Source organism: Mucilaginibacter sp. PAMC 26640, from assembly GCA_001596135.1.
Classification (GTDB): domain Bacteria; phylum Bacteroidota; class Bacteroidia; order Sphingobacteriales; family Sphingobacteriaceae; genus Mucilaginibacter.
Genome location: CP014773.1, coordinates 92118 through 116992 on the forward strand (window position 1 = coordinate 92118; position 24875 = coordinate 116992).

The window sequence follows — 24875 nt, forward strand, 5'->3', positions numbered from 1 at the left end:
GATCCTATCTTAGCAAAATGATTAAATTCATAATGAAATACTTAACGTGTTTCTTTGTAGTCCTGATGGCTTCTTGTAGCAATGCCGGAAAATCAATTAAAGTTAAGGGCTCGGATACCGAGGTTAACTTAGCCGTAAGCCTTGCCGAAAATTTTTACAAGGTACATCAGGATTTCAGCGTGGCAATTTCCGGGGGCGGGTCTGGCTTAGGTATTGCATCGCTGCTCAACGGGCAAACCGATATTGCCAATTCATCGCGACCATTAAATGCCGAAGAGCTATCTCTGCTAAAGGTTAAAGGTGTACCTATCCGGACGATAATTTTTGCAGAAGACGCTACAGCCTTTATTGTTCACCGGGATTTTCCGCTGGATGTTATTGATATCGCAACGCTAACCAAAATTTTAAGCGGACAATTTAAATCCTGGAAACCGCTTACGGGGCAGGATATTCCTATCAGTATTTATGGGCGGCAAAGCAATTCAGGAACCCATTCTTTTATCAGCAAAAAGTTAAACATTCAATTTAGCCGGGATGCCAAGGAAATGAACGGTAATGCCCAGATCGTAGAAGGCATAAAGCACGACCGATCGGGCATTGGGTATGTTGGCGCGGGGTATATACTACACAATGCAAGGGAACAGCCTGTCAAAGTATTAAAGATCATGGTCAAAACCGGAAGTACTGCGATATCGCCTTTAGATGTAAAAGCAATTGCAGCGGGACTGTACTATTTTCAGCGGCCGCTTTACCAGTTCATTCCGGTTGCATCCTGGAACAAGGTGGCAGCATTTATTGCGTTTGAAAAAAGCCCGGCGGGGCAAAAGATCATCACTACAGCAGGTTACTACCTTATCCCTACAAAGCCATGAAGTTAGCATTCAGAGAGAAAACGGATCAGTTTGCCAGGTTACTTTTCGGGATGACCGGCCTCATGGTGATCGCAATACTGGCCGGGATATTCTTAATGCTGCTGTGGAATACGGTGGCGTTCTTTTTAAAAATAACACCCTGGGATTTTATCACTGGCACCCAGTGGGCTCCATCGGAAAACCCTGCTAACTATGGTATGCTGCCATTGCTGGTAAGTACCACGCTGGTCACTTTCGGGGCAATGTGCATTGCTATTCCTTTGGGTATTGGCACTGCCGCTTTCCTGTCAGACTATGCCGGCAATAAGCTGAAAAGCATTTTAAAACCGGCCATAGAGATGCTGGCATCCGTACCCTCTGTGGCAATAGGGTTTTTAGGTATTGTTGTGCTTGGGCCTGGTATTGCGGGCATAACCAGCCAGTCCAACGGACTAAACGCATTAAACGGGGCTGTTTTACTAGCCATTATGTCGCTGCCCACAATCATCACCATTACCCAGGACGCGCTGCAGGGAGTACCCAACGCTTATAAAGAAGCCAGCTACAGCGTTGGCGCCAACCGCTGGCAAACTTTGGTGCAGGTAACTATACCTGCTGCGGCCCCGGGCATACTTGCCGCTGTGATGCTGGGAGTTGGCCGTGCCATTGGTGAAACCATGACCGTGCTGATGGCCACGGGCAATGCCTCTGCATTTCCAAAAGGATTTTTCCATTCGGTACGTACCATGACGGCTACTATAGCGATAGAAATGGGTGAAGTACCCTATCAAACAACCCACTATTACGCACTGTTCGCTATTGCTGCCGTACTGTTTTTAATGACGCTGGTAGTTAATGTTGTAGGCGAACATTTTGTTAATAAATACCGCAAATACCAGGCTGTATGATCAAGAAAATAACACCGTTTGTGGAATGGGGTACGCTGTTGGTGAGTACAGGCCTGGTGTGCTTTTTTCTCGTGGCTATCCTGTGGGATCTGATCAGCAAAGGGGCCTCCTCTTTGTCCTGGGGATTCATCAGCACGTCACCTACCGATGGTATGACTAAAGGCGGCATTCTCCCTGCCATCATCGGCACTGTTCTACTTACTTTGATCACGGCGCTGATGGCAGCACCCTTTGGTATTTGCTGTGCCGTTTACCTGAATGAGTATGCTGCAGACAATTGGCTCACCCGGATCATCAGGGCTTCCATTCGTAATTTGGCCGGTGTACCATCAATTATATACGGCCTGTTCGGGTTAGCATTATTTGTACAGGGCCTGCATATGGGCACCTCGCTCCTCGCCGCAGGCTTAACGCTGGGTTTACTTTCACTGCCCTATATTATCATTACTACAGAAGAAGCTCTGCGTCGTATACCCAACCGCATGAGGGAGGCCGCTTTGGCAGTTGGGGCTACCAAATTTGAATCTATACGGGATGTGGTGCTGCCCTCTGCCGTACCTGGTATGCTAACCGGCCTGGTATTGACGCTCTCCCGGGCTGCCGGAGAAACTGCGCCTATACTTTTTACAGGCGTTGCTTTTTATATCAATAAGCCCGCGGGCTATTTAAACCAGGAGTTTATGACACTTCCTTATCACCTTTATATGCTATCCACTCAGCACCAGGCTATTGAGCAGGTAAGGCCTTTAGCTTATGGCACGGCGCTGGTATTGATCATCGTAGTGTTCTTTTTAAACCTAACCGCTTTTTACATCCGTTATCAGCATAGTAAGCATGAATAATGAAAATATCAAATTATCGGCAATAGAAGCAAACCTGTGGTTTGGCAGCAAGCAGGTACTAAAAAACGTTAACGTGGATTTCCCGGAAAAAAGAATTACCGCACTTATTGGCCCGTCGGGTTGTGGCAAAAGCACCCTGCTCAGATGCTTTAACCGGATGCACGATCTTGCGAACGAGGTTAGGATAACGGGGAAATTTCTATTAGGAGACCAGGATCTTTACAAGGGCCAGCTCTCTGCTACGGAAGTTCGCAGACGTATCGGCATGGTGTTTCAACAGGCTAATCCTTTCCCCAAAAGTATTTACGATAATATAAACTATGGTTTAAGGATCAACGATATCCCGAATGCAGAACGTGCTGAGATTATCGAAAATGCATTAAAGGAAAGTTATATCTGGGATGAGGTGAAAGATGACCTCCAAAAGCCAGCTACCAGGTTATCCGGGGGGCAGCAGCAGCGATTGTGTATTGCCCGGGCTGTAGCGCTGCGGCCCGATGTGATACTGATGGATGAACCATGTTCTGCGTTAGACCCCATCAGCACCGCAAAGATCGAAGAACTGATCCTAAAGCTCAAAAAAGACTACACCATCGTGATCGTTACCCACAATATGCAACAGGCGCAGCGCATTGCAGATAAAACTATTTTTATGTACCTGGGAGAAATTATTGAGACGGGTGATACGCGGCAAGTTTTTAACTCACCTGATCATGAACTAACAAAAAACTATGTGAAGGGGCATTTTGGATAACTTATCATTTGCCGTAATCAAGTACGCCATCCGAAACTTTGCTAACCTATTAGGGGGGCAAACTAATTTACTTAAATAACACTAATATACTGCACGCCATTCTTACTTTATATAGCCAACAATTCAGCATGACTGATTTTAAATTGCATCGCCTTGGAATCATCATGGCATCGGAGCCCGGAAACGAAATGGAAGCAGAAGGAGTTTTAAATCCGGCAGCTGTTCGCGGTCCGGATGGCGAATTATATTTATTTCCCAGGATGGTTGCGAAAGGGAACTATTCAAGGATCGGCATTTCAAAAGTGATATTTAATGAACTTGGCGATCCTATCGGTGTCAAAAGGCTGGGGCTTGCTTTAGAACCCCAGGCTGAATACGAGATGAGGCCCGGAGGTGGCGGCTGCGAAGATCCGCGGATCACCTATTTCGAGCCGTTGAAAGAGTATGTTATGACCTACACCGCTTTTTCCGCCAACGGCCCAAGAATTGCGCTGGCCACCTCTAAAGACCTTTTCCATTGGACACGTTTAGGCCTTGCTGATTTTGCCGACTACAAATACATTCAATTTAACAACGTCAACAATAAAGATGCCTGTATCTTCCCTAAAGCTATGATCAGTCCTCATGGTCATCCATCTATGATCATGCTGCACCGGCCACTTTTCCCTGGTACATCGCCGGAGGATATTATGCATGACCCTGTAGACAGGCGAATAAGGGATCATCATGAGTGTATATGGATCTCCTACAGCCATTTGCATAAAAAAGAAAATCGGGTACAAGGTCAATTAGAAGAGTTTGAATCTAATAGTCCGCTGGCATTACCAGAGGCGCCATGGGAAAAAATAAAAATAGGTGCCGGCACCCCTCCGGTTTTAACGAAATTTGGCTGGCTGCTGATCTACCACGGTGTTCACGTGACCCGAACGCTGTCCGACGATCCGCGTAACCTGGTATATTCGGCCGGCCTCATGATCCTTGATGTAGATCATCCCCAGCGGATACTTTACCGGTCTGCGCATCCGATCATCAGTCCCGAAACAGCTGACGAGCGTACCGGGCAGGTCGCCAACGTTATATTTCCTACGGGGATTGACAGGAGAGATGATCTGGGCATGCCGAACAGGTTTGATATTTACTACGGGATGGCCGATAATTGTATTGGCGTAGCCAGATTAACGCTCCCTGATGAACTTCCGAAAAGCTGACGTTTTTTATTCAAACCGTAACGCCTCGATAGGATCTAATCTTGAAGCCTTTAAGGCTGGGTAATACCCGAAAAATATCCCGGTGAGCGCACATACCAAAAAGGAAAGTATCACTGAGGATTGTGATACGACTGTGGGCCATTTGAGCGTCAGGCTTACCAGCCAGGTGGATAAAAAACCAAGCGCGACTCCAATAAAACCACCGGTAACACTGATCAGGATCGCTTCGATCAAAAATTGGAGCAATATATCTTTACCCCTGGCGCCAATAGACATGCGCAGGCCTATTTCGCGTGTACGCTCTGTTACGGATACATACATGATATTCATAATACCTATACCGCCGATTACAAGTGAAATACCTGCTACCACTGTCAGCAGTATGGTCAATAGGCCACTCGTTGAACTGAGCAGGTTGATGAGTTCAGCCTGGGTATGTACCACAAAGTCATTTTCCTCTGACGGTCTTAAACGATGAGATGCACGGATGGCCCGGGTGATCTGTGCTGTTGCGGAATCAGTCACCCCTTCGTTGGCCGCTGAAGCATAAATGCTCTGAAAGTAGATGGAGGCCAAGATCCTTTTTTGCACAGTGGTATAGGGCGAGAGCAGGATATCATCCTGGTCCTGCCCGAAAGTGTTCTGTCCCTTAGGGTTGAGTATGCCGATAACCTTGAAGGGTATTTTATGAAACCTGATAATTTTGCCGATCGGATTTTCGTCTTTTTGGAAAAGGTTATCGATGACGGTCTGGCCGATCAAACAAACTTTGGCAGCGGCCCTTACATCCTGCTCCGTGAATGTGATACCGTCTTTTATTGTCAGCATCCGTATATTCAGGTATTCGGGACTAACGCCCTGCATGGTCGTCGGCCAGTTGAGCGCTCCATTGATTGCCTGAGATTTTGAACTAACCCCGGGAGATATGGCGGTGATATAACTATCATTTCTGGACATGGCTGTAATATCCTTGGCGGTTAAGGTCTGATAGGTGGAACCAGCTATCCTAACCCCGCCCTGTAGGTTACTGGTGGGCAAAACGATGATCATGTTGGAGCCCATGCCTGATAATTGATCGTGTATGCTTTGTTTGGACCCCTCGCCAATCGCCACCATCGCGATAACGGAGGCCACACCGATGATGATACCCAGCATGGTTAAAAACGCCCGGAGCTTGTTTCTAAGCAAGGCCAAATAGGCTATCCGTAAGAGGTTAATTATATTCACTGTTTAAGCTGTTATTGGTTGGTGACCGGCAATGCCGCTAAAGTCTCTTTAGCCGACTCAGGCTTATCAATTTTTTTATCGCTCAATATGCTGCCATCCCGCAGCGTTATCGTGCGGCTGCTGAATGCCGCGATGTCAGGTTCGTGCGTAACAAAAACAATAGTCTTTCCCTGCTGGTTCAGATCCTGCATCAATGCCATAATCTCATAGGAGGTCCGGCTGTCCAGGTTACCCGTAGCCTCGTCGGCCAGGATCATGACCGGTTCATTGATCAGCGCCCTGGCGATCGCTACGCGCTGCTGCTGCCCCCCCGATAACTGGTTTGGGGTATGGTCAAACCTGTCGGCCAGCTTTACCGCTTCGAGGGCATGCATGGCTCTTTCGCGCCGGTCGCTGCTGTTTACCGAACTATTATATAAAAGCGGAAGCTCTACATTTTCTATTGCCGAAGTTCTGGGTAGGAGGTTATAGGATTGAAAGACAAAACCGATCTTACGGTTGCGCAATTGCGCCAGTTCATCACGGCTTTGCTGACTGATATCCACGCCATCCAGTAGATATGATCCGCGGGTCGATTGATCCAGGCAGCCTAAAATATTTAATAAAGTGGTTTTACCCGATCCGCTGGCGCCCATGATCGTCACAAACTCGCCCGCCTGAATATCGAACGTGATCCCCCGGAGCGCATGGACCGTTTCACTGCCCATCAAAAAATCCCGCTTGAGGTCTTTTATTTCTATTATTTTTTTGCTCATCTCGCCCGTCCCCCGCGTGCCGGCTGTTTAGGAAGGAAAGGGCTGCCACTGGTGGTCGTAGCTTTTGCCGCAGGCAATGCCCCGGAGGCTACAACACCGGTAACGACCAGATCGGCCAGGGTAAGTCCTGACAACACCTCCACCTGTGTGTTGTCATTTAAGCCGATTTTTATGTGTTTCAGCACCAGCTTTTTGCCCTTTAGAAGCCAGACTATTGCGGATGAGCCGGTAGTATCTGTGCCGACCTTAACCGCCGTTATGGCTGACGTTTTTGCACTACTGCTTTGCTGCCTGGCCTTGCTTTGATAACCCTCACTTCCGGTTAGCTGGTACTGTACTTTTAAAGCGGAGTCCGGCGTAAACATTAATGCTTTTGCAGGTATCAAAAGTGCGTGTTCCACTTCTTTGGTATAGATCACAATATTGGCCGTCATGCCCGGTTTCAGTTTCCGGTCATCATTAGCCGCGTTAATGATCGTGGTGTAAGTGACCACGTTTGCCGAAACCGAGGGCCGAAGCCGGATATCCTTAACGGTGCCGATAAACTGATCGTTGATAAATGCATCTACCGTAAATATGGACCTTTCTCCCGCTCTTACCTCTCCGATATCCGCTTCATCCACGTTCGCGTCTACTTCCATCTTGGTGATATCTTTGGCAATCACAAAAAGTGTCGGTGTACTAAAGCTTGCCGCAACCGTTTGGCCTATGTTCACATTCCGGTTCAGTACCACCCCGTCAATGGGTGAATAAATAGCCGTGTAGGAAAGGTTTTTTTTCGCCGACCGTACCTGGGCGGCTACGCTTTTAACCGCAGCTTTGGCCGAATTCAGGGTATTGAGCGCAATATCATGCTCCGCTTTACTGATGGCATCGGCTTTAAAAAGCTCATCTTGCCTGGCAAAATTATTTTCTGCATAGAGGCGCTGGCTTAAAGCACTCTGCAAATTGCCGTTGAACTGGTCTAAGGTGGCCTGTAATAGGGACCTGTCAAGTTCAGCCAATAACTCGCCTTTCCTGACCTGTGAATTAAAATCAACATACAGGGACTTGATGATCCCGGATACCTGTGAGCCCACTGTAACGGTATCGACCGGCTCTATTTTTCCCGTCGCGGTCACGCTTTGGGCGATATAACCATACACGGGATGTTCAGATTGGATTATGGCCGGTTTAACCGTTGTCCGGAGGAAAAAATACCAAACCAGCAAACCAGCCAGTAAGGCACATACGACGATCCCCCATATTTTATAATAACTTTTCATAGCTATAAATGCTTATAATGTAATAGGGATACCCCTGTAAAAATCATAAATCTTGCGGCTGAGTAACTGATTATACCTGGCCTGAATGAATGCCTGCTGGGCTTGTACAAATAGATTTTTTTGTAAAAGAAAATCGACCGTGTTAGTTGTACCCACTTTCAGCAACTCAGCGGCGATACGGTAGCTTTCCTTACCATACCGGTATTCTTCCTGTGCGGCGGTATACTGGCTGACGGCGTTCTGCATATTAATATGAGCGCGCTCCACGGACTGGGAGAGGACGATCTGCGTATTCGTCAGGTCGAGCCGGGCCTGGGCCACTGCGATCTTAGCCTCTTCTACCTGGGTTTTAACCATTCTTTTTGTAAATAGCGGTACGGTCAGTGTTAGTGCTGCCTGCTGGTTGAAATTATTATTGAGCTGTCCGGGAAATGCAGCTGCAGACCCGCTGTTAAAACCGGTACTAAGGGCAGCACCTGCGCTTAAGGATGGCCAGTAACCCGCCCTGGCTTTGGCTGTTTCTAGCTCGGCCACCTGTACATTCAACAGGCTGCTTTCAATTTCGGGCCGATTCTTTAGCGCAAATTGCTCTGCGTCATGAAAGGACGCTATACTGTCGCTGAACAGTACCACCTCCGGCTTTACGATATCGAACACGACACCGCTGGTCAACAGCAGTAACTGTTTAAGGGTAAGCAGGTCGCTCTGCTCCGCATTAACGGAACTAACCAAAGTGTATTGGTCAGCCGCTTGCTGTGCCTGCAATTGGACCAGGTCTTTGCGGGCTATACTGCCCGCGTTATATTTTTTTTGCAGGAGCGCCACCTGCGCTCTGGAAGTATTTAAGAGATCCGTATTATAAATAATATTTTCTTTATCCAGCAACACGGTGAGATAGGCCTGTGTGATTTGCAAGGAGATGTCATTTTCCTGCTGAATAATATTCAAATTAGCAGATTTGACGGAAAGATCTTTTTGACGGATATTATTGTTGATATAGTTGCCATTGTATAAAGTGACCGAGGAACTCAATCCATAACTGCCGGCAGCCGTAAAGCCCGGACCACCGGTGCCATTGCTGCTGTAATTATTACCATGGGCTAAGTTTTGTGAGGCCGAACCAGATAGGTTTGGCAAACGTGCAGCTCTGGCCAGAAGATATTCCTGCTGACTGATTTGTTGTGAAAGCCGCAGGCTATTGATCTGTATATTATTCTTTTTAGCATAAGCGATACAGGTCTGCAGATCCCATTTAACCGCCCCGGTAATTCTAACGCAGTCCTGAGCTTTTAAAGGGGTAACCCAAACACTCAAAAAGCTAAGCGTTAAAATTATTTTTAGCCTGATCATGATATTAATGATAAAAGACGGTTCTTTTCAGCCAACGCGGCCCGATGCCCGATCTCAAAAATTTCGTCGGCATACTTCATTTCAAACATATTGTATTGACCAAGCAGGGGTTCGATCAAAACATCACAAAGTCTGGCTTGTGACGCGACCTTTTCTGCGATCGCCAGGTGGAAACATCTTTCCAAGACCTGTACCTTAGACAAGGACGCGCCATGATTATTCCAAAGTTTATTGACGTTCGATCCGATGACCTTATCACATTTTCCTTCCAGGCGATCAACCGGAAAGTTATCGAGCACACCGCCGTCTACCAGGAGCATATCCTTATACGGAATAGGATCGAATAAAGCAGGGGTCGCGGTTGAGCCGACCAGTACATCATATAATGGCCCTTCAGCGAATGTTACACTAACGCACTTTCCGATATCGGTTGCGGTAACTAATAAGGGCATTTTCAAAAATTCGAAACCGTTTTGAGGTATGGCCTCCACCAGTAAATTTTTTAAAACTTCCGGCGAAAAGAGGCCTCCCGAAGTCATCACCGCAGCCATAATACTCATCGGTGAATGATCTTTGGCGATACGCAGTATTTGTTTAGGGGTATAGCCGGCTGCATAAAATGCACCTATTACCGCCCCCGCACTAACGCCGGAGATAATCTTCGGCTTAATACCCAATTCCTCCAACCCCAGTAACAGGCCAAGGTGAGCTATTCCTCTTGCGCCGCCCCCTGAAAGCACTAATCCGATATCAGCCATTTATTCAAATGATAATTGCAAGCGTTCTTTAGTCGCTTCCGGTAGTGAAACTTGATACATTAATTCATAATATTGCCGGGCCAGCCTGGCCGATTCAAATTCCGGATCAACATCATCAGCTGCTTGTTTAATGATGTTAAACCATTTTTTACGGTTTTGATAATACGTGGGTAATACCGTGCTTTCCAATAAGGTCATGAGATCGCTGTTTTCAATGCGGTCGATCTGATCAGCCGGTAGATCCTGGTCTGCGGGCGTGATCAGAAAACAATTCTGACCATCTTTGGCAAATTCCGGTACCCAGCCGTCCGGCATGGATAGGTTTACCGCGCCGTTCATTGCAGCGGTCATCCCGCTGGTACCCGAAGCTTCATGGTACATTCTGGGATTGTTAAGCCACAGATCGGCCCCTTTTTTCAAGCAGGCCGATAAATCCAGTTCGTAACCGGTCAGTACGGCACAATTGGCAAACCGCTTGGTTTTACTAATGATTTGATTGAAAAGGTCAATGCTTTCCCGGTCCTCGGGATAGGGTTTGCCCGCCCAGATCAGCTGAACAGGATAGTTAATGTTATTGATCAGCTTTAGAAACCGCTCCCAATCCTGCAAGATGAAGTCGGCCCGTTTATAGCCGGCGAATCGCCTGGCCCACACAATAGTTAACTTATTTTCGTCAAAAATTTTACCACACTGATCAGCAACCGTATTAAAAAGCTGTTTTTTAAGCGCGGATTTACGGGCGCGGAAGGCCGGTTCATCATTATTCCCGATTGCCTGACCAATTGGTGCATCCACCCAGTAATGTTTATTTTGAGCATTCGTAATGGATATGATGTCACATACCCCTGGCCGGCCGCCCCACATTTTTCTGGCTACTTCGCCGTGCAGCTCAGATACGCCATTTGCTTTACGCGCAAATTTCAAAGCGACCAGTGTATAATTAAGATCAGCGCCCTCGATCGCTAAAAGCGACCGGACTTCCTGCTGCGTCAACTGGTAAAAGAAGGACATTTCTTCCAGTAGGTCAAAGCGATGCGCTTCGTTGCCTGCTTGCTCAGGTGTATGCGTGGTAAAAACCACCCGTCTGCGGACTTCGTCCAGCGTTTTAAATTTCTCGTATAAGTAAAAATTCAAAGCTACGCCATGGCCTTCGTTCAAATGATAAATTTCAGGAGTGAGGCCCAACAGATCAAGTAACATGCCGCCTCCAATACCTAAAACGATACTTTGTGCGATACGCGTGGCCTCGTTCGGATCGTAGAGACAATGTGTGATGGACCGCGATTCTTCATCGTTTTCTGGCAAGTCAGTACTTAGTAAAAATAATGGTGCGGAGCCGAAGAGCTCAGGCCTGAGCAGGAAGGCGCGGACATGAACCGGGGCATCATGGACACGTACCGTAAACTTCAGTCCCATATCCTGCAAAAATGAATAGTCTTTTTCGATGAAGCTGCTTTTCATAAAAGCCATGCCGTCTCTTTCCTGGTCGTAATAACCATACTTCCATAAGATGCCGACACCCAACAGGTTTTGCTTTAACTCGTAGGCACTTCTTAGGTGTGAACCGGATAGGAACCCAAGCCCCCCGCTATAGTTTTTAAGTGCCTGATGAATGGCGAATTCCATTGAAAAGTAGGCCACTGGCAAAGTATACGCCGGATCCGGTTCATAGCCGAACAAATCTTTTCTGTTAATGATCATAGGTCAAACCTACCCCTTTAGTTTTCTAACTTATTGACGACGGACAGCCGCGCCGGTGATGTATATCACTTTCAACAGTTTCCCGACCTAGGTGTGAATTATGTAACTTAAACAGACAATTACGTAACAACTAACCTTTTATATATCCTGAATTTTACCGTTCATCAACTTCAATTGACTTCATGAAAAATGACCGCGATCTGCAGAAGGACATTCAGGATGCCCTGAAATGGGATCCTTTATTAAAAAGTGCGAAAGTTGATATTACAGCTAATGAAGGTTTAGTGACTTTATCAGGGGAAGTTAATAGCTACCTGGATAAATTACGTGTGGAATCGGTCGCTAAAAGCATTGATGGCGTTAAAGCAATAATCGAACACACGACAGTTAATTTAATTGGCCTGGACCAGATCAGTGATGAAGCGATCGCTAAAGCGATACTGGATACTCTGCAATTAAATTGGGTGCCCGTTGATCGTTTAATGGTCAAGGTAGAAGACGGACATGTCACGCTTGATGGTCAGGTAACCTATAATTTTCAAAAGGAGGCCGCAAAAAAAGCGACAGGTAGCGTTCAGGGCATTAAGGTTTTTACCAACAACCTCACCCTGATGCCGGAAACTGGGGACGAACTGGAAAAGAAAACGGTAGAACACGCGCTGCTTCGGTATGCCGCAACTGTTGATCAGAACATTCGAGTTAAAGTGGTCAAAAACGCGATAACGCTTAAAGGTAATGTTCAGTCATTTTATCAAAAAGAAGAAGCGGAAAAGATAGCCTGGAACGCGCCGGGTGTATTGCACATAATGGACAGTCAACTGGCCAGCCCCAAACTCCCGCTGATACTGGGACATGAAATAATTGGAATTGTTGAAGGCCTCGGCAGTGAGGTGACCTCGTTGAAAATGGGTGACCTGGTTGGCGTCCCCTGGTTAGGCTACACTTGCGGACATTGTAAATATTGCCTGAAAGATCAGGAGAACCTTTGTGAAAATGCGCTGTTTACTGGCTATACCATGGATGGCGGTTATGCAGAATATACCGTCGCCTACCGAAAATACTGCTTTCATCTTACCCCGCAATTTGGTCACCCATCGTCCGCACCACTACTTTGTGCCGGCTTGATCGGATATCGTTCCTATCAAATGATCGGGACCGTAGCCAAAAAAATTGGATTTTATGGTTTCGGAGCGGCGGCGCATATACTCGTACAGATCGCCAAACATCAGGGTAAGGAAATTTATGCCTTTACCGGGATGGCGATCTCGAAGCACAGTCATTTGCCAAAAGAATGGGTGCGATATGGGCGGGTAGTTCGAGCGATCTTTCTCCCGTGTTGCTGGACGGAGCCATTATATTTGCCCCTGCCGGCCAGCTCGTTCCAAAAGCATTAAAAGATATTGATAAAGGCTGCTCTGTAATCTGTGGCGGAATACATATGAGTGACATCCCGTCATTCGCCTATTCCCTACTTTGGGAAGAAAGGACCGTCCGTTCTGTTGCCAACCTGACCCGTAAAGACGGCGAGGATTTCTTTACACTTGCTGATAAAATTAAAATAAAAACCGAAACCAGGCTGTACCCATTGCAACAGGCTAACGAGGCACTAGCCGCTGTTCGCAATGGCGATATTAGCGGCGCTGCTGTTTTAGTAATGTAAAATGAACGCCGCCCTCATAGTGGTGATCATGTTTGTTCGGGAGTCCGGGCCCCCTCCAGGTTCTGGTATAGCATAAGTCCTATCGGGATGGGCAGCCAAAAGGTAAAAAAACGATATAGGAGCGTAATGATCAATGCCGCGTGTACCGGCGCTCCCAGTGTCGTGAAAAAGTAGGTCATTGCGCTTTCATAAATGATCAGGGAACCCGGCGATATGGGCAGAGCGCCAATGATCAGCGATAATAAAAGAGCCAAAGCGATCAGGACGAAAGACATATGGATATGAAAGCCTTCCGCCAGCGCAAACACGGTGACCACAACGCAAAGTATGATCATAAGGTGCAATAGAATAGTATTAATGATGGTATCCCTGTTTTTTCGGAGCATTTCCGAATTTCCTTCTTGCTCATGATGCATCGAAATCAACCCTGCCTTTTTGATATATCTTTTGAGCCAGCCATGTTTACTAAATTTTCGCAGTACAAAGAAAACGGTCCGCCGGTTGCTCAATACAAGAACAACGATCGTAAGCGTTATATAAAACACAAATCCGAGAACGACCACATAGCTGATCACAGGCTTGATGTGGATCTACAATAAGTAATAACAGCCATAAAACAGGGAAATAAGCAATAGGATAGCCACATAATAACTTACTGTTTCCAGTATCAAGGCAGTAAAAGCGGTTTGCCTGGTAACATTTCTTTTGGTCAGCTGTGTAAAAAGATAGCCATTGCCGCTTAATCCCCCGGTAGGCAAAGCCTGATTGACAAACATGATAACTATGGACATCTTAAATAGGTAAGTTAAACTGGTGGAACCGGGATTCCTGTGGATCAAACCTTTCATGATATAAGCATTGAGCAGATAAGTGCCGATCTGTGCGCCGATAGTTAAGAGCAGCCAGAAAGGGCTCATCTGTAACATCAGATCTTTGATGTCCTTCAATTTACCGATATAATGCACAGCGAGATAAAATATGAAAATCGCGATCAGATAAAAAATGATACGTGCAGGCGTAAAGCTTAACTTTTACCAATGACCGGCCTTTTAAAGGTTTCATGAGATGTAGTTGACCGCCTTTTTGTAAAACAACCTTTTAGTTAGCTCCGCCGCAAACATATATCCGGCAATGATGAACAACATCCAGCAGTAATAAGCCAAGGAGAGGCGCGTAAAGGCGAACCAGCCCGCCAAGGGGGAGATGGGCAACACAAGCACTAAGAGGAGAATGAATATAGTCGTGATGGAATTGTACTACAGCGTAAATTTGCTGCGCTCGTGAAATATCATGGAATTGCAGGCATTATGATATCTATGTTGTTGATGTTAACCCATTCGCCTAACGCCAACTTGATCTGGCAAATATTATATCAAAACTTTAAAAAGTCTGCTTTACGCGAGATCAGAACCTCATCCTTCTGATTTACCTGTCCTCAAACCGCCCGGTTTTTTTATGGACTATGATCTTATATATGATCAATTCAATGGTTGTACCGATATCGCTTTCTTCATCCGCAAAACCATGTTCGCGGGTAACCGAATCATCGATGATGTAGGGCGTGATTCTGTCAGTTAATTGTTGCAGTACTTTTTGCTTTTCCGCCATGTCTATGATTTCTTCAAATCTTCCCCAGGCTATGACAGTCTGCCAATTCGTTAAATCCTTGATATTTTCTACTTCGAAACATATTTCGGGATTTTTTCTCATCATGTCGATCTTCATCCCTTTAGCGGAATGGCAATAGATGTTTGTACCATCATAAATATAATTTACTGGAACTATGTAGACGACTCCATCTGATTGACAGCCGATCCTACCGATCATTTCGCTTTTCAGTAAAGATTCTATTTGTTTATCGTTGAGTTCTCTTAACATTTTCTTGATTTTTTATTCCTTTAAATAGCTTATGGCTTATCCTAATAGCTCTTTCAAATGGTTGATCAGTCCGTCATCCTCCCAATCGCCATCGTATTTTTTTCCATTGATATAGAATGTGGGGGTTCCGGTCACGCCGCTTTTCAACCCGCTTTCATAATCGGCTTCAATTATGGCCCGTAGTGCTCGGCTTTGCATATTCTGCTCGAACTGCCGTATGTTTAATCCCAGATCGCCGGCATAAATGAACAGATCTTCATTACTTAGGTTATCCTGATTGATGAATAGCAGCTCATACATTTCCCAGAACTTGTTTTGTAAACCAGCAGATTCCGCAGCCATCGCCGCGTTAAAAGCATCAGGGTGTTGCTCCATTAAGGGGAAATTTCTGAATTCAAAACTCAGTTCTTTGCCTAGTTTCTCTTGTGCGGCTTTAATAATAAGATAGGATTCACCGCAGGATGAACATTGGTAGTCCCCATACTCGACTAATTCCAGCATGGCTTTGATACTTCCCTGTATATGTTCGTGACCAGAAACCGGCCTTTGCAGTTGCATAATATTTGATCTTTAAATTAAGCCAGCAAGAATTTATTTTCACGCATCACGCCTTCCGCCAGTTTGAAGAGTTCCTTTTTCACATCATAATAATCCACGGTAAGCATGCTGATCAGGTCGGATAAGGCATTGTTTTCGATCGCTAAGTAAGAGATGTCCTCGGTAGCTTCATTTTCAGCAATTAGGCTTAAACGGTCCAGTTGCATACTGCACTTCATATGGGCCTCTGTCATGTCTAATTGCATTTTCAAGAGTTTAATCCCCACATCTTTTAACCTGGCAACATCAGTAGGCTCAAATAAGCGTATAAAATAATCCTGCTCTAAATGGCGCAGGAAGTCGGTTTCAATTTGAAAGAATTCCAGGTCGGACACCCAGCGTTTGGTGCTGATGTAATATTGTTCTGCACGGTCGGACATTTCAGTTACGTTTTCCATTTGATTTGTTTGATTAGAGTTTTCGCAGTGTTTGGCGGTACCCGGTTTATAATGGTGTAAATTTCAGGAAAAGCCCTGGAAGCGTTAATGATGCCGGTCAAGGCGAAAAGTGATATGCGACATAATATATAATTTGCGCCTATGTCGGGTGTTAAAAAAGATCGGAGACAACCGATGCAGCCTCCGATCTGGTAATTTATAGCTTATCCGTTGGATTTAGAACGGGTCTGCATATTCACTGAACCTGATCACGATTCTGTATGCAAAATTGCCGATAACAGAAGCAGGGACGATGATGCCAGTCACCCGGTAACCTGATCTTCATCAGCTTTTTGGTTTTGTTCTATAAGTAAGTAATTATTCAGAATCACAACGAAATCGCTCGCCGCGTCTTTTATTTTGCCTAAATGGCCGAATATCTTCTCTTCATTCATGCGCTGGTAATAATGCTCGATCAGAGACGCGGAGAGCTGGATATTGGTTAAGGGGGAGCGCAGCTCATGCGACACTTTGGCCAGGAAAGTGGTTTTTGATTGATTAATATCGATCTGTTTTTGCAGCATTCCATTTAACAGGGCGTTTTCCATTTCCAGCTGATCGATCCGCTCAGCTGACTGGGCTTTTTTTTTCTCAATCAAAATACGCGGTTCCATAATGAAGAGGTTAGGTTTATCATTCATCATCATTTGCCAATGCGTGCCAGGCTGTCTTTTTTATGCTGCTTAGCCAGGTTTTTGAAATAGCCTTTAAAGAAGAAGTTGTGTTTTAGAGCTTCCATATTCTGGTTAAACCCATTGGTGCCTTTCTGTACGTTATCCAGGCTCAGGCTGATTTTTTTGGTCAACGTCGAGTCCTTTAGCAAGCCATGTAGTGGTCCTTTGCCATTAGAAAGGTCATGATTAATATTTTTGACTATCTCTTGGAGCTGCCCCGTCATTTGATCGGCGTTTTCAGTTGCCGAACGGATATTGCATACGGAACTTTTAAGATCGCCCGCAACATCCGGATCTGAAATCAGTACACCCGCCGCGCCCTTCCCTTGTTTGATCTGCACGATCATTTCATTCAGCCCCCGTGTCAGGTTATTGGCGTTTAAACTGGCATGATTTATACCTTTTAAGGAAGATCTCAAGCTCACCCCGATGGTCTGATCGTTCAATAATTTGAACAGTGCGCTGCTGTCAATGCCCAGCACTGCATTTTTCAAACTTTCGGATATCGTGGCGATATTGTTATTGGTCTTGGACAGGGTGAGCAACATCTCATCGGTACTGGTCATTTTCTGTGCGGCAAGAATATCTCCGGTTCCGACCATCGGACTGCTTCCTTTGTTTGCCTGTATGTTCACCACTTTATTGCCCATTAATCCTTCCGTACCTATAGCGGCCAAAGCATTTTTGTGAATGAAAGCACTTGTTTTATTGTCTATGGCTAAGGTCACTTCGATCAGTGTATCGTTAATCATAGTAATCTTTTTGACCGTTCCTGCCTGGATACCTGAGAAGAGTACATTGTTTCCTTCCATCAACCCGTTAAGGTTATTAAAGCGGGCCTTTAGTTCAAAGCCGCTGCCGAAAATGTTCCGGTTCTTGCCGATCATATAAAAAGAGGCCATCAACACCAGCAGACCTGCCAGCACAAACATACCCAGTTTAATATTATTCTCGCCTTTATTTGCCATGATCTATGATTCAAAAAATTGTTTGATGTTTTTGTCAGCGGATTTTTCCAGTGACTGATAAGTGCCGTCCGCATAGCATTTGCCGTCAAATAACAGCACTACCCGGTCAGATATATTTTTCACGCAATTCATATCATGCGAAATGATGATGGATGACGTATGGTATTTTCTTTGTAGGGTTAATATCAGCTGATCGATCTCCCGGGCCGTAACCGGGTCAAGCCCGGTCGTCGGCTCATCATATAAAATGATCTCCGGCTTGAGGATCATCGTCCGGGCCAGGGCGATCCTTTTAAGCATGCCACCGGACAATTCTTCCGGCATCATCTCGGTGGTATGGGCCAGGCCTACATTTCTAAGCACTTCCTTTACCATCGAATTCACTTTTGATTGTGTAAGGTCAGTCCAGTGCCGGCGTAAAGGAAACTCCAGGTTCTCCCTGACGGTCATCGAGTCGTATAGGGCATTTCCCTGGAACAGGAAGCCGATCTTTGCTCTTACTCTGTTCAGTTCATCATCACTTAGTTTAGTAACATCGTCGCCCAAAACGTCGATGATGCCTTTATCAGCTTTCAAAAGGCCGATTATACATTTGATCAGCACGGATTTCCCAGAACCTGATTTACCCAGGATCACTACGTTCTCTTCTTTATTGACGACCAGGTTAAAATCCTTCAGTACCACATTAGGGCCAAAGCGTTTGTAAACATGCGCGATCGTAATGACCCGAACTTTCGGCTCTTCTTTCTTGACCGTTAATGTCTTTTGGGGCGTGCTCATCTTTTTTAATTTAAGCCTAATAAGTTGGTGGACTGCACCGCTAAAAGGTCGATCACAAAAATGAGCACAGAGGCCAGCACTACGGCGGAATTGGCTGAGCTACCTACGCCCCGCGTTCCCTTGGTAGAGTTAAAACCTTTATAACAGCCGATAATGCCCACAGCAAATCCGAAAAAGATCGTTTTAATCACTGCGGGGAGCACATCGCTATAGCCAATGCTTTGAAACACCTGATTAAAAAAGAATTTGATGCTCGTTACCGAATTGATATTCACGCCGATGTAGGCGCCGAATAAAGAGATCGCATCTCCCAGGATGGTTAATATGGGAAGCATTAAGGTAGTAGCAATGACGCGGGTAGCCACCAGATACTTAATCGGGTTAGTTCCGCTTACTTCCATCGCATCGATCTGCTCGGTCACTTTCATCGAACCGAGTTCGGCACCAATACTGCTGCCGATCTTTCCGGCAAAGATAAGTGCCGTGATCACCGGGCCTATTTCGCGAACAATGGCGATTCCTACCATTACCGGCAACTGGGATTCAACACCATAACTGACCAGCGAAGGTCTCAATTGCATGGTCAACACCAGTCCCATAATAAATCCCGTCAGGCCCACCAGCGGCAAAGACTTGTAGCCAATGATATAGCATTGCGCCCTCAATTCCTTCAGTTCGAACTTTGGTTTCATCCCGTGTGAAAAGAAGCGCCCGGTAAATTTGGTAATGCTGCCGGTCTCGTCAAAGAACTCCCGCGTATTTGTCAATAATGGCATAGTTGTGTTTTTAACTTAGGTTGCTTTGATCATCTCTATTTCGATGATCTTTTTCCGTTCGTGGTATTCTTCTTTGCCGATCTCTCCGGCAGCAAACCGCTTGAGTAAAACATCCAACGGGCCGTCTTTTTTATTGCGCTGACCCGGAATATTATAAGGAAGTATGAAGATCCAGACCAGCATAATAAACCAGGCTGACCACCAGAGCGGGTCCATGCCCCAGAAACTATAGTTATAAAACATCTTGTTTGATTTTAAAATGGGTAAATGATAGCTGAAATCAAGCTTTATAATAGCGCGATCTCCCGGTAACTTTGCGCCAGTAGGGAATCGATCTCTGCCTTGATCAGCACGGAAAGCTGGTCGGTGCGATTAGGTAACTCATCAGCAACCTTGGCCAGTGAAGCTACTTTTTGATAGTAGCTTTTATTTTCCCACGTTTCCAATCTCTCTTCAGCCAGCGCTAATTCCGCATCAACTAATACTGCCGGGATCTCCTGGCAGCCTTTAATCTCGAATACATTGTGATATAATGGTGTTTGCAGCAACATGCCTGAGTTTAATTAAAAGGTGAGTGATGAATAATTAAAGCGGGAGGCTATCCTCCCGCTTTAGGTTTTAGTTTTCGTAATAGTCGATATACAACTCGTTATCAACTTCGCAAACACCGGGAGCGTTCCAGGCAATACGGTCCGCTTCGTCTTTCTGATAAAGTGAATGTACCGAGCCTGTTAAAGTAACGCGGCTGCCATTGACCTTAACCTCTATACCCTGATCACTAACAGACCAGTTACGCGCAAGCGCTTCTTCGATCTCTTTCGTTTCGATCTCGTCATGGCTTTCGGCCTGGATCTTGATCTCATTGGTAACCCCAATCACACCCATTAATGGTTTAACCGCATTCTTAGCTGCATCCTTTTGAAAGTTCCAGTGCACTGCACCTTCCAATTTCACCCAGCCGTTTTCAACGAATGCTTTTACCTTGCCATCCGGAATCCAGTTAGCTTTCAAAGCGTCGATAACCTCTTTGGCAATTTCTGTATCGCTTTTTCTGAAGTCGCTTGGAAATTTAATCGTAATGTCTTCAGCTACGGCCTTTACACCGGCAACACTTTTGGCAGCATTTTCTGCTTCCTGTTTTTTGAGGTAATTGTCTACGGTGCCTGTCAGCGTGATAACGCCATCTTTGGCGGTTACGCCAATTTCAGCGGCATTTAATAACGGTTCCCATTTGATCGCGTTTTCAACGTCTTGTTGTAATTCTTCATTTGTTCTCATTTTCGATGTTCTCAGGAGTTTTAATTTAATTGACTTCCTGATAGATCGAAGATGCGAACAATCAGTTGCCGGGGGAATGACGTCCGTCACCTTGTAATATGTTTGAGGACAGTTATATTTTACAGACCAAGCGATTCCGACACATTCGCCTACCATATTTCAACTATTAACAGTTGATTTTAATTTTTCTATTTCTTCGTTAAGGCCCACCAAAGCTTCCGTGAATTTACAACCCACGTGGGCATTTTCACCTACACAAATTTACCTCTACCGTATTACGCATTCGGACTGCGAATAGTTAAACTAGGCGAAAAGCAGAACGCGATGATCGCCTCGCCGGAAAAAGCACTTTGTGATAAGATCATCAGCACCTCTGGTTTACTGATCAGAAGTACGGTACAGGCGGGCATTTACCTGACACAAGACCTCCGAATGGAGGAATCAGCGCTGAAAGAGCTGGATACCAAAATAATGTCCGGCTGGCTGGATGCCGCTCCAAAAAAAGAAAGTTTAATAATGGTCATTAAAATGATGGAGAACTTATGATCAAAGAATGGTTAGAAGATTACAAACCGGCCAATCAACAGGAAGCCAAAGACGCCCTGCGGGAGATCATGCAGGATATCGCCTTGGCCGGGCTTTCCCGTACCGGCTTTTTTGAAAAGGCCGCTTTCTATGGTGGCACGGCGCTCCGGATTTTTACGGGCTTGACCACTTTTCGGAATCTCTTTGCCGGGAAAATGCATGCGCTCCTGTTCCGTAAATGGGGAACGAATGTAAAAGGTCGCGACTGGTATGATATGGAATGGTATATCCGCAAAGGTATACCGCTAAACCTGGCACATTTCGTCATCCGGGCGAAAGATAGCGGAGATTGGGATAGCGATATGATCGACGAAGCGAAGTTCAGGCAGTTGTTGAAGGAAAAATTGATAACGTAAAAATGGATTATGTGATCGCTGATATTCGCCGATTTATCCGTGACCCGAACGTCCTGAAGATTTGGTCTCCGCAGTATTTCCACGAACTGGTCAGCAAATTGAAGGTTACAGGTTAAGATTAGATCTCCAGGAAATCCACAAGAAAACTGAATAACAGGTCTGTGATCTCCGGCTTGATCTCTTTTCTGGCATTAGGATTAATGGTGACCTCTATCTTCGACGCGCTGCATAATATGGTATACATGACCGGCAACGTTATCTTTCTTATCCTAATGCCGTAGGTATCTGCCTTGCTGTCAATTTCAAGCACAAAATCTTTATCGACCTTATTTAAAGTCTCTTCAAAAGTGAACTTTATCATATTGCTTATGAACAAATCCTTCCGGAAATATTCAGGGTTACTGAAGGGCTTTTGTACATCGTCGCGACAATTGCACCACCACTTTTCTCACATATTAAAAGGATGTTGATGTTAAGCCTTACGGTTTTTATTTCTTATATCATAACAACCCTGTTTTACGAAAATAATGTCGTCTCTTTATAGTTTTTTTGCGTCAATGGCCAGCTTATCTGTGTATTTCATCATGTGTTAAATATAGAAATCCCATAGTGAGATTTTAAATAAACCACAGAAGCCAGCGTATATCTGATCCAGACGCAAGTAACAGCTTATTGTGATATCGAACATTATCAAATATGACGATAGTCATATCAGTAAGATCAATTATTTCGCAGATTTGATAGATGCCAAAAGGCAACATCACCTGATATGAAACAACTGATCATTCAATACTTCCCCCCCTTTCACCTTCTTATAGATCTCGCCAGGCAACTTTTAAACCAGTAGTCGGAAATGAAGATTTACATCAAGAACATGGTTTGCATTCGCTGCAAAATGTTGGTTAAACAACAGCTTAAAAAACTTTCAATTCCGTTTACGACAGTTGAATTAGGCGAAGTTGAACTACCCGGAGAAATCAATATTAAACAAGTGGCAGATTTTAAAACCGTTTTGCAAAAGTTTGGTCTGGATATTTTGGATGACAGGAAAAGCCTGCTTATAGAAAATATAAAAAAAGTGATCATTGAATTGATCCATTATCAGGAAGAACCCATCAAGCTCAAGTTTTCGGAACATCTCAGTGAAAAACTAAACTACGATTATAACTACATGTCCAATCTATTTTCAGAAATTGAAGGTGTGAATGTTGAGCACTATATGATCACTCATAAAATTGAAAAAGTAAAAGAATTGTTGATTTACGATAAGCTTTCGCTTACAGAAATATCCTATAAAATGCAATACAGTAGTGTGGCTCACCTGTGCAATCAATTCAAAAAAATAACCGGCTTAACACCTACCCATTTTAAAAAGGTCAAAGAGCAATCAAACTGAGTATCATTGTACCATAGTTTTCACCCCGTTATATTTAATATATTAAAATAGACAGTTATTGTTTCGATCACTTTTTTCACTTCTCCAACATCTTTCATTTTGATACAGGCTACTGCGGTTATAGTGGCTGTGTATTCATTACCGCCCTTAAAAATTGCATAACCGATGACTATAGTTTCTTGAATTCTATGCCAAGCGCTTGGTAAAGCTTGTAAATTCAGTAAGCTTTATCTATCCCGGCCTTTGTAATGTCGATAGAAGAGCACTACCAATTTTATAGAAAAATCGGGAAGTGATATTTCCGATAAATCTTTAAACGCCTTTCTTTTAGCCAATCCGCATCATGATCTTTTTCCACCTCAAGCGGAGCCTCCTGTCCCAATGCGGAAAAAGTGATCTGGCTTCCTCTGTCTTCAATCGGCTCAACCCAGATCTGTTCCCTTTTTAATCCTGATAGATTTACCGCTTCCTTTAAGTTTTCAATAATCGTTTTCTTTTGTTCGACTGTTAAAATTTCAGCGTATAACATTTTCCAACAAGATCTGTTCTGGTAATATTTAGAGCCCCATGTAGGTAGGAGAACGAGATTTTTAACTATTGCGTTTGCGATAAAACAGACAAAATCTGCCTTTGAATTGCAGCCAGTCTCCAACTGAATAGCAACTTAAGCAAGCTGATGTAAATGATTTAAGAGCTCACCCTTTCAGCATCAATCGCTGCTTTAATTTCTGCCAGTGAACCGTTCAGGTCAAAAACGATCAGTTTGTTTAATATGATAAAAACTATATTTTATTTTTTTCTAGTGCACTATCATAATCGCTCCTTCACGCACCTTGATTGCAGACAACACGGTAAAGCAACGCCCTTTGCGCGGCCTGCACAATAGCTACTTTTCCTTTCCAAATTTCCAAAGCAGGCTACTGCCCCCCCATGCAAAAGTAAAAGCTACAGCCCAAGGCAATTTGTCTTTAAACCGAACAGGCATCGCGTTTAAATGCTGTATGGCCACTACTGCATCCTTGCCTACGGACAGAAAGGCGATCCCCGAAACAGCCGCTGGAACGAAACGTATCAGGGATATTATGATGGCATACGCCACTTCACGAACCGTTCCCTGCATGGCACATTCTAATCCGGGCTCGAACATGGTTGGTTTCAGTAGCATTCCTTCCAGCATTACATTTTGTAAATCCAATGCTTCAAAAACCGCGCAATACCTGCTTCTTAACTTCTCCACAACGTTGCAGGGTATATTTTCCGTCAATTAATACTTCCGGCTCCACTAAACGTAACAATCACGCTTCCTGGCACAATGCAACGTGGCGGGCAAGCACCTGTGCATTTGCACTAACACATCCCTTTGCAGGCAGGCTACCGCCGGATCAAGATCACCCGTACGGCTGCCCATCGGTATAACTGAAGCGTTCGAAAACCTCATGCTGGTATCGATACACTGATTACCTTCTACCGCCGCCAGGCTTGCGCCGTTGCCCAAATGGGCCAGGATCACCCAGTCGGTATTGGTAACGTTCTACTCATCTAAGTTGCTCCATCAGGTATGCCTACGAAAGGGCGTGAAAGGCATATCGCCTGATTCCGGGCTTTTGATATTTCCGGGAAATTTCCAATAATTTTGCAACCTGGGGCATTGCTGCATGGAAAGAATTATCAAAGCATGCTACCTGACCTACTGCAGGATAACGGGCTTAAATAATCGTATCATTTTTATCTCCTGCGGCAGATGTTCAGGGTTATAGCTACTGATCTTTTGAGATCGTCAAGCAAATCCGGTGTAACCTTTTAAGGCTTTGAAGGTTCTCTGCAATTCACAACCCGGTGGACGATCGCGACAACTAACGAAAAATCTAACT

28 protein-coding genes and 2 pseudogenes are annotated in these 24875 nt (G+C 45.0%); 9 read left to right on the forward strand and 21 right to left on the reverse strand.

What is annotated here, in order from left to right; all coding sequences use genetic code 11:
- The first annotated feature begins 32 nt into the window (after positions 1–32).
- The 5 genes from A0256_00445 (at position 33) to A0256_00465 (ending at position 4563) form a co-directional block, all read left to right on the forward strand.
- The gene (locus A0256_00445; protein ID AMR34383.1) at positions 33–872 is read left to right on the forward strand and encodes a phosphate ABC transporter substrate-binding protein; all 840 of its coding nucleotides are present in this window, start codon (positions 33–35) and stop codon (positions 870–872) included.
- Positions 869–1759, forward strand: coding sequence for a phosphate ABC transporter permease subunit PstC (locus A0256_00450; GenBank protein ID AMR29990.1), 891 nt, complete (start codon positions 869–871; stop codon positions 1757–1759). Before A0256_00445 ends, A0256_00450 begins: the two co-directional genes overlap by 4 nt.
- A complete protein-coding gene (locus A0256_00455; GenBank protein ID AMR29991.1) occupies positions 1756–2601 on the forward strand; it encodes a phosphate ABC transporter, permease protein PstA in 846 nt (281 codons plus the stop codon). The genes A0256_00450 and A0256_00455 overlap by 4 nt, the downstream gene beginning before the upstream one ends.
- Positions 2594–3355: a phosphate ABC transporter ATP-binding protein gene (gene pstB, locus A0256_00460; protein ID AMR29992.1), complete on the forward strand. Its 762-nt coding sequence runs from the start codon at positions 2594–2596 to the stop codon at positions 3353–3355. The genes A0256_00455 and pstB overlap by 8 nt, the downstream gene beginning before the upstream one ends.
- A 128-nt stretch (positions 3356–3483) precedes the next feature.
- Positions 3484–4563: a glycosidase gene (locus A0256_00465; protein ID AMR29993.1), complete on the forward strand. Its 1080-nt coding sequence runs from the start codon at positions 3484–3486 to the stop codon at positions 4561–4563.
- A 6-nt stretch (positions 4564–4569) separates the two neighbouring features.
- On the opposite strand, the gene A0256_00470 is transcribed toward A0256_00465, so the two are convergent.
- Genes A0256_00470 through A0256_00495 form a run of 6 tightly spaced genes read right to left on the reverse strand, consistent with a single transcriptional unit; the run spans position 4570 to position 11619 of the window.
- Positions 4570–5790 (reverse strand): multidrug ABC transporter substrate-binding protein, encoded by a 1221-nt coding sequence (locus A0256_00470; GenBank protein ID AMR29994.1) that lies wholly within the window; start codon positions 5788–5790, stop codon positions 4570–4572.
- Positions 5791–5801: 11 nt separating this feature from the next.
- A complete protein-coding gene (locus A0256_00475; protein AMR29995.1) occupies positions 5802–6545 on the reverse strand; it encodes an ABC transporter ATP-binding protein in 744 nt (247 codons plus the stop codon).
- Entirely contained in the window at positions 6542–7810 is a 1269-nt protein-coding gene (locus A0256_00480) for an efflux transporter periplasmic adaptor subunit (protein AMR29996.1), read from the reverse strand. The genes A0256_00475 and A0256_00480 overlap by 4 nt, the downstream gene beginning before the upstream one ends.
- A gap of 12 nt (positions 7811–7822) precedes the next feature.
- Entirely contained in the window at positions 7823–9160 is a 1338-nt protein-coding gene (locus tag A0256_00485) for a transporter (protein ID AMR29997.1), read from the reverse strand.
- A complete protein-coding gene (locus tag A0256_00490) occupies positions 9157–9918 on the reverse strand; it encodes a hypothetical protein (GenBank protein AMR29998.1) in 762 nt (253 codons plus the stop codon). The genes A0256_00485 and A0256_00490 overlap by 4 nt, the downstream gene beginning before the upstream one ends.
- The gene (locus A0256_00495) at positions 9919–11619 is read right to left on the reverse strand and encodes an alpha-glucan family phosphorylase (protein ID AMR29999.1); all 1701 of its coding nucleotides are present in this window, start codon (positions 11617–11619) and stop codon (positions 9919–9921) included.
- A 692-nt stretch (positions 11620–12311) separates the two neighbouring features.
- Here A0256_00495 and A0256_00500 point away from each other — a divergent pair.
- A pseudogene (locus A0256_00500) lies at positions 12312–13279 on the forward strand (alcohol dehydrogenase).
- A gap of 26 nt (positions 13280–13305) precedes the next feature.
- Here A0256_00500 and A0256_00505 read toward each other — a convergent pair.
- From A0256_00505 to A0256_00555, 11 genes and pseudogenes are all read right to left on the reverse strand, one after another.
- A pseudogene (locus A0256_00505) lies at positions 13306–14286 on the reverse strand (TIGR00374 family protein).
- Between the two features lie 418 nt (positions 14287–14704).
- Positions 14705–15157: a pyridoxamine 5'-phosphate oxidase gene (locus A0256_00510; GenBank protein ID AMR30000.1), complete on the reverse strand. Its 453-nt coding sequence runs from the start codon at positions 15155–15157 to the stop codon at positions 14705–14707.
- A gap of 36 nt (positions 15158–15193) precedes the next feature.
- The gene (locus A0256_00515) at positions 15194–15715 is read right to left on the reverse strand and encodes a disulfide bond formation protein DsbA (protein AMR30001.1); all 522 of its coding nucleotides are present in this window, start codon (positions 15713–15715) and stop codon (positions 15194–15196) included.
- Positions 15716–15732: 17 nt separating this feature from the next.
- Entirely contained in the window at positions 15733–16152 is a 420-nt protein-coding gene (locus tag A0256_00520; GenBank protein AMR30002.1) for a hypothetical protein, read from the reverse strand.
- Positions 16153–16454: 302 nt separating this feature from the next.
- Positions 16455–16838: a hypothetical protein gene (locus tag A0256_00525; GenBank protein ID AMR30003.1), complete on the reverse strand. Its 384-nt coding sequence runs from the start codon at positions 16836–16838 to the stop codon at positions 16455–16457.
- On the reverse strand, positions 16835–17833 hold the full coding sequence (locus A0256_00530; GenBank protein AMR30004.1) for a mammalian cell entry protein: 999 nt from the start codon (positions 17831–17833) through the stop codon (positions 16835–16837). The genes A0256_00525 and A0256_00530 overlap by 4 nt, the downstream gene beginning before the upstream one ends.
- A gap of 3 nt (positions 17834–17836) precedes the next feature.
- Positions 17837–18613, reverse strand: a complete 777-nt coding sequence (locus A0256_00535; protein ID AMR30005.1) for an ABC transporter ATP-binding protein — start codon at positions 18611–18613, stop codon at positions 17837–17839.
- 5 nt (positions 18614–18618) lie between these two features.
- Entirely contained in the window at positions 18619–19389 is a 771-nt protein-coding gene (locus A0256_00540) for an ABC transporter permease (protein ID AMR30006.1), read from the reverse strand.
- A gap of 15 nt (positions 19390–19404) precedes the next feature.
- Positions 19405–19632 carry a hypothetical protein gene (locus tag A0256_00545; GenBank protein ID AMR30007.1) on the reverse strand — a complete coding sequence of 76 codons (228 nt, stop codon included), beginning with the start codon at positions 19630–19632 and terminating at the stop codon, positions 19405–19407.
- A 44-nt stretch (positions 19633–19676) separates the two neighbouring features.
- On the reverse strand, positions 19677–19940 hold the full coding sequence (locus tag A0256_00550; GenBank protein AMR30008.1) for a hypothetical protein: 264 nt from the start codon (positions 19938–19940) through the stop codon (positions 19677–19679).
- Positions 19941–20007: 67 nt separating this feature from the next.
- Positions 20008–20667: an ornithine aminotransferase gene (locus A0256_00555; GenBank protein ID AMR30009.1), complete on the reverse strand. Its 660-nt coding sequence runs from the start codon at positions 20665–20667 to the stop codon at positions 20008–20010.
- Between the two features lie 237 nt (positions 20668–20904).
- Here A0256_00555 and A0256_00560 point away from each other — a divergent pair, with 237 nt between their 5' ends.
- The gene (locus A0256_00560) at positions 20905–21213 is read left to right on the forward strand and encodes a hypothetical protein (protein ID AMR30010.1); all 309 of its coding nucleotides are present in this window, start codon (positions 20905–20907) and stop codon (positions 21211–21213) included.
- On the forward strand, positions 21210–21608 hold the full coding sequence (locus A0256_00565) for a hypothetical protein (GenBank protein ID AMR30011.1): 399 nt from the start codon (positions 21210–21212) through the stop codon (positions 21606–21608). Before A0256_00560 ends, A0256_00565 begins: the two co-directional genes overlap by 4 nt.
- A 118-nt stretch (positions 21609–21726) precedes the next feature.
- Here A0256_00565 and A0256_00570 read toward each other — a convergent pair whose 3' ends face one another.
- Positions 21727–21969: a hypothetical protein gene (locus A0256_00570; GenBank protein ID AMR30012.1), complete on the reverse strand. Its 243-nt coding sequence runs from the start codon at positions 21967–21969 to the stop codon at positions 21727–21729.
- Positions 21970–22461: 492 nt separating this feature from the next.
- Between A0256_00570 and A0256_00575 the strand changes: the two genes are divergently transcribed.
- Positions 22462–23004, forward strand: a complete 543-nt coding sequence (locus A0256_00575; GenBank protein ID AMR30013.1) for an AraC family transcriptional regulator — start codon at positions 22462–22464, stop codon at positions 23002–23004.
- A 274-nt stretch (positions 23005–23278) separates the two neighbouring features.
- Here the strand turns inward: A0256_00575 and A0256_00580 are convergent, their stop codons facing one another.
- The 3 genes from A0256_00580 to A0256_00590 form a co-directional block, all read right to left on the reverse strand.
- A complete protein-coding gene (locus A0256_00580) occupies positions 23279–23656 on the reverse strand; it encodes a hypothetical protein (protein AMR30014.1) in 378 nt (125 codons plus the stop codon).
- Positions 23657–23890: 234 nt separating this feature from the next.
- A complete protein-coding gene (locus A0256_00585) occupies positions 23891–24181 on the reverse strand; it encodes a hypothetical protein (protein AMR30015.1) in 291 nt (96 codons plus the stop codon).
- 105 nt (positions 24182–24286) lie between these two features.
- The gene (locus A0256_00590; protein ID AMR30016.1) at positions 24287–24514 is read right to left on the reverse strand and encodes a hypothetical protein; all 228 of its coding nucleotides are present in this window, start codon (positions 24512–24514) and stop codon (positions 24287–24289) included.
- Between the last annotated feature and the right edge of the window lie 361 nt (positions 24515–24875).